This is a genomic window from Leucobacter sp. M11 (assembly GCF_035726885.1).
Classification (GTDB): domain Bacteria; phylum Actinomycetota; class Actinomycetes; order Actinomycetales; family Microbacteriaceae; genus JAPFRB01.
Map to the genome: position 1 here is coordinate 24,685 of NZ_JAPFRB010000007.1, position 5,006 is coordinate 29,690.

5 protein-coding genes are annotated in these 5,006 nt (G+C 68.9%); 4 read left to right on the forward strand and 1 reads right to left on the reverse strand.

Going from position 1 to position 5,006, the window contains the following annotated elements; translation table 11 throughout:
* Positions 1 to 88: 88 nt before the first annotated feature.
* Complete coding sequence (gene aceB / locus OOT08_RS18025) at positions 89 to 1,768, reverse strand: malate synthase A (protein ID WP_442916285.1); 1,680 nt, start codon at positions 1,766 to 1,768, stop codon at positions 89 to 91.
* 195 nt (positions 1,769 to 1,963) lie between these two features.
* Between aceB and OOT08_RS18030 the strand changes: the two genes are divergently transcribed.
* The 4 genes from OOT08_RS18030 to OOT08_RS18045 form a co-directional block, all read left to right on the forward strand.
* On the forward strand, positions 1,964 to 3,427 hold the full coding sequence (locus tag OOT08_RS18030; protein ID WP_325094263.1) for a helix-turn-helix domain-containing protein: 1,464 nt from the start codon (positions 1,964 to 1,966) through the stop codon (positions 3,425 to 3,427).
* 100 nt (positions 3,428 to 3,527) lie between these two features.
* Positions 3,528 to 3,995: an FHA domain-containing protein gene (locus OOT08_RS18035; RefSeq protein WP_325094264.1), complete on the forward strand. Its 468-nt coding sequence runs from the start codon at positions 3,528 to 3,530 to the stop codon at positions 3,993 to 3,995.
* Positions 3,995 to 4,681, forward strand: coding sequence for a transcriptional regulator FtsR (gene ftsR, locus OOT08_RS18040; RefSeq protein WP_325094265.1), 687 nt, complete (start codon positions 3,995 to 3,997; stop codon positions 4,679 to 4,681). The genes OOT08_RS18035 and ftsR overlap by 1 nt, the downstream gene beginning before the upstream one ends.
* Positions 4,682 to 4,818: 137 nt before the next feature.
* A partial coding sequence (locus tag OOT08_RS18045) for a MerR family transcriptional regulator (protein ID WP_325094266.1) occupies positions 4,819 to 5,006 on the forward strand: 188 nt, incomplete at its 3' end.

Genomic DNA, 5,006 nt, shown 5'->3' on the forward strand with positions numbered 1-5,006 from the left:
TCGGCATGGCGGCATGGGAGACGCCGCCCGCGCGGGGAACCGGGAGAGTTCCCCGCGCGGACGGCGTCGGATCGTGGGCGGTGTCCCCCTAGGGGAGCTCCACCAGGAAGCGGCTGTAGGCCGTCACCGTCAGGAACGTCGGGAAGGTCTCGCCGAGGGCGACGTCCGCGAAGATCTCCGCGGCGTCGTCGTAGCGGTCGCCCGCGAACCGGTCGAGGCCGGCCACCACATCGGCGAGCACCTGCTCGACGTACTCGCGGGTGATCCGGGTGCCGGAGGCGGTGGACTGGTCCTGGTGGATCCACTGCCAGATCATCGAGCGGCTGATCTCGGCCGTCGCGGCGTCCTCCATCAGGTTGTCGATGGCGGCGGCCCCGATGCCCCGCAGCCAGGACTCGATGTAGCGCACCCCGATCGAGACGTTCTCGGTCACGCCCGCGTCGGTGATGTCGCGGCCGATGGAGACATTGAGCAGGTCGGCGGCGGTCACGTGCACGTCGTCGCGCTGGCGGTCCACCTGGTTCGGGCGCTCGCCGAGCACGGCGTCAAACTCGGCCTTGGCCACGTCGATCAGGCCCGGGTGCGCCACCCAGGTCCCGTCGAAGCCGTCCCCGGCCTCGCGGCGCTTGTCCGCCGACACCTTCTCCTCGGCGAGCTTCGTCACCTCGGGGTCCCGGCGGTTCGGGATGAACGCGCTCATGCCGCCGATGGCGTGCGCGCCGCGCTTGTGGCAGGTCTTGACGAGCAGCTCGGTGTAGGCCCGCATGAAGGGCACCGTCATGGTGACCTCGCTGCGGTCCGGGAGCACGAAGCGGGCGCCGCGGCCGCGGTAGTTCTTGATGATCGAGAAGATGTAGTCCCAGCGGCCGGCGTTGAGCCCGGCGATGTGGTCCCGCATCACGTAGAGGATCTCCTCCATCTCGAAGGCGGCGGGCAGGGTCTCGATGAGCACGGTCGCGCGGATCGTGCCGTGCGTGAGGCCCAGGGTGCGCTCCGTGAAGCTGAAGATGTCGTCCCAGAGCTGCGCCTCCTCGGAGGACTCCAGCTTCGCGATGTAGAAGTACGGGCCGCGGCCGCGGGCCACGAGCTCCTGCGCGTTGTGGAACGCGTAGAGGCCAAAGTCCACGAGGCTGCCGGAGGCCGCCATCGCCTGGCCGTGGTCGTCCACGTAGCGCAGGTGCTTCTCGACCAGGTGCCAGCCGCGGGGCCGCATCACGATCGTGGGGGTCTCCTCGGCGGTGACCCGGTACTCCTTGCCCTCGGGGCTCGTGTACTCGAGCTGGCCGCGGATCGCGTCGAACAGCGAGAGCTGGCCGCCGATGACGTTGCGCCAGGTCGGGCTGGTCGCGTCTTCCTGGTCGGCGAGCCACACCTTCGCGCCGGAGTTCAGCGCGTTGATGGTCATCTTCGGGTCCGTCGGGCCCGTGATCTCCACGCGGCGGTCCTCCAGGCCGGGGCCGGCGCCCGCGACGGTCCAGGAGGTGTCCTCGCGGATGTGGCGGGTGTCCTCGCGGAACTTCGGGTCGCGGCCGTTGCCGATCTCGTACCGCTTGCGCATCCGGTCCGCCAGCCGGTCGTGGCGGCTGCCGCTGAACAGGCGGTGCAGCTCGGTCACGAACTCGAGGGCCTCGTCGGTGAGGATCTCGGCGAAGCGGGGGTGCATCGCACCGACGACGTCGATGCGCGGGCCGGGGGCAGCCGTGGTCGCGGGACCGGCAGAGGCCCCATCCGCCTGCCTGGTCATCTCGGTCGTGAGTGTGGTGTCCATGATCTGTCCTTCGTGAAGGTGTTGCGTCGGTGAAACGGTGGGGTGGTGCGTGGGCCCCTCGCCCCGCGTTCGGGGCCTCGTGAGGTGCTTGTTTCAATAATGTCCGGGATTTCGCGCACTATTTGACCGATTCCGGGGTGAAGAATGGCGAAAGTTCTGTTTGCTAGAAATACCCCGATCTGCGAGCATGGGGGTATGACGATGATCGACGCAGCACGACAGGACACCGCGGACGCCCTCACCCTGGGCCGCCGCATCCGTGAGCGCCGGAACGAGATCGGGATGACCCTCGAACAGCTCGCCGCCGCCATCGACCGCGCCCCCTCCCAGGTCTCCGCCCTGGAAAACGGCAAGCGGGAGCCGCGCCTGCCGCTCCTGCGGGCCCTCGCGGTCGCGCTGGGCTCCACCGTGGACGACCTCCTCACGGACGAGGCCCCGAACGAGCGGGCGGCGCTGGAGATCTCCGTCGAGCGGGCGCAGCGCGGCGCCGTGTTCACCTCCCTCGGTATCCAGCCCGTGCGGGTATCGAAGGCCACGAGCGACGAGACCCTGCGCGCGATCCTCGGCCTGCACCAGGAGGTCGAACGCCTGCACAAGGAGCGGGCGGCGACTCCGGAGGAAGCGCGCCGCGCGAACACGCAGCTGCGCCAGGACATGCGCGCCCGCAACAACTACTTCGCCGAGCTGGAGGCCGAGGCGCAGACGCTGCTGACCTCCGTCGGCTACAGCGGGGGACCGGTCTCCCAGAAGACCATCGCGGACATGGCCGCCAAGCACGGCTTCACCCTGCACTACGTGCCCGATCTGCCGCACTCGACGCGCTCCGTCATCGACAAGCGCAACGGCCGCATCTATCTGGGCACGACGGGCACCCAGATCCGGGACGCCCGCGCGCCCATCCTGCAGTCGCTCGCCGCGATCGTCTGCGGCCACGCCGAGCCGACGAGCTACGCGGACTTTTTGAAGCAGCGCATCGAGGCGAACTACCTGGCCGGGGCGATCCTGCTGCCCGAGGACGCCGCGGTGAGCCTGCTCAGCGAGGCCAAGGAGCAGCGGCAGATCTCGATGGAGGATCTGCGCGACGCCTTCGGGGTCTCCTACGAGATGGCCGCGCACCGCTTCACGAACCTCGCGACCGAGCGGCTCGACCTGCCCGTGCACTTCATGAAGGTGCACGAGTCCGGCACGCTCATCAAGGGCTACGAGAACGACGACGTGACCTTCCCCTCGGACGCGCTCGGCGCGATCGAGGGCGCGATGGTCTGCCGCAACTGGACGGCCCGCACGGTCTTCGAGGCCGCGGACCGCTTCAGCCCCTGGTATCAGTACACGGACATGAGCTCCGGCGGCACCTACTGGTGCACCTCCCGCATCGAGAAGGCGAAAGAGGGGGAGTACTCGGTCAGCGTCGGGGTGCCCTTCAACCTCGTGAAATGGTTCCGCGGCCGCGAGACGAAGCACCGTTCCGTGTCGAACTGCCCGGACGAGACCTGCTGCCGCCGGGCGTCGACCGCGCTGACGAAGAAGTGGGAGTCCGCGGCCTGGCCAGAGGCGCGCACCCCCACGAGCCTGCTCGCGGCCCTGCCGACCGGAACCTTCCCCGGGGTGGACACCACCGAGGTCTACGAGTTCCTGGACCGCTATGAGACCAACGGCTAATTCCGCCACCCCGGAAGAGATGCGGGAGCGCGGGCAACTGCGCTACCGTAGAGATGTGCTGGATCTTCCTCCAGTAATCGAGTGAGTAGCGGGTGATGGCGTGAACGCAGAACAACGGACTGACCGCAACGGCGAGACTGAGGTCCGCTCGACGCAGGCCTTTAAAGAAGAGCTCGGCGCTCTGATCCACGCCCGCGCCACCGACCTCTCGATTGACGAGAAAGAAGCGATCACGGCGCTGCCCTCCGGAGCGGCGCTGCTCGTCGTGCGTCGCGGCCCCGACACGGGTGCCCGCTTCCTGCTCGACCAGAACCTCACGGTCGCCGGGCGTCACCCCGAGGTGGACATCTTCCTCGACGACGTGACCGTCTCCCGCAAGCACGCCGAGTTTGTCCGCACGGGCACCCAGTTCTCGGTGCGCGATCTGAACTCGCTGAACGGCACCTTCTGCAACGGCTCCCGCATCGAGGAAGAGGTCGTCCTCGGGGACGGCGCCGAGGTGCAGGTCGGCAAGTTCAAGTTCACCTTCTTCGCCTCTCGCTTCGACCTGGCCGGCGAGGCCCTGTAGTGGTCGCCGTTCCGCACCCCAGGGGCGCGGACGGCGAAACCCTGCTCAGCATCGGGCAGGTGCTCAATCGCCTGTCCGTCGACTTCGCTGAGCTGTCCCCCTCGAAGCTGCGCTTCCTGGAGGAGCAGGGCCTGGTGACCCCGGCCCGCACGAAATCCGGGTATCGGAAGTTTTCCCAGGCCGACATCGAGCGGCTCCGGCTCGTGCTCACGCTGCAGCGCGATCACTACCTGCCGCTCCGGGTGATCTCGGAGCACCTCGCGGCGCTCGACGCGGGGCAGAGCCCCGAGGTGCCGGGCACGGCCGCCGCGGCGCAGGCCGTCCCGGCCTCCATCCTGGGGCCGAAGACCGTGCTGGACCGGGGCGAGCTGCTCCGGCTCACCGGGGTGAGCGCCCTGTTCCTGAACGAGATCATCAGCGCCAAGCTGCTGCCGGCGGCGGAGGTCTTTCCCCGGCAATCGATCGAGCTCGTGACCTCGCTGCGCTCGCTGGCCGACCGCGGCATCACCCCGAATCACCTGCGCAGCCTCCGGCTCGCGGCGGAGCGGGACGCCGAGCTGATCGAACGCTCCGTCTCCGCCCGCGGTTCCGAGGTGCCCGCCCATCGCGCGGAGCAGTCCCTGCAACTCGCGGATGAGTTGGATCGCGTTCGCGCCTCGGTGCTGCGCACCCGGCTCCTGGGCTGAGCGCCGCTCCCGGAGCGGGGCGCGCGCCAGGCGACGGCCGCGACACGAAAACTTGTGGCGCGTCGGTGATTGCACCCGGTCACCCCGCTCGGTACCGTTGAGGCAGTCGGGCTTTCCGACCACAAGAGAGGGTCGTGATGAAGGACAACACACCGGTAGCGGTTGATTCGGCCGGTTTCGAGTTGCTGTTCTCCGATGGGCTGCCGCAACTTGACCAGAACATCGGATACAAGGGCGCCGAGGCCGCCCGGGCCGCCGGGATCAGCTACCGCCAGCTGGACTACTGGGCCCGCACCGAGCTCGTCGAGCCCACCGTCCGCGGTGC